Raw genomic sequence first — 303 nt, 5'->3', positions numbered from 1 at the left:
TGTGCATGAAATTCAATTTGCCGTAATCAATTCCGCCTCTCAGATGAAAAATCAAAGAGTTTTTATAAATATCATCACCGAGTTGTTTTTCAAGAGACACCTTAATCTTATCGGTATTTTCTTTATTACTTACATCCGCGATCCCCACAGTAACCACAATCGTTTTGATATTGCTCTTTTTCAATAGACTGAATGTGTTTTTCAGCCCTTTGACACCTCCCGCATACAAACCACCCAAATAAATTATCTGCTCATAATCATTGATATCCGCTACGTTTTCATAACTGACGCAAGGAATTCCCG

General features: G+C 37.0%; 1 protein-coding gene. It reads right to left on the bottom strand.

The window, feature by feature from the left end; genetic code table 11:
- Positions 1 to 303 (bottom strand): flavodoxin domain-containing protein (locus B3C64_RS08215; RefSeq protein WP_291534993.1); only part of this gene is annotated, 303 nt, incomplete at both ends.

This window comes from Bifidobacterium sp. UBA6881 (assembly GCA_002451435.1).
Classification (GTDB): domain Bacteria; phylum Actinomycetota; class Actinomycetes; order Actinomycetales; family Bifidobacteriaceae; genus Bifidobacterium.
This window is presented reverse-complemented; position numbering and strand designations above follow the sequence as displayed.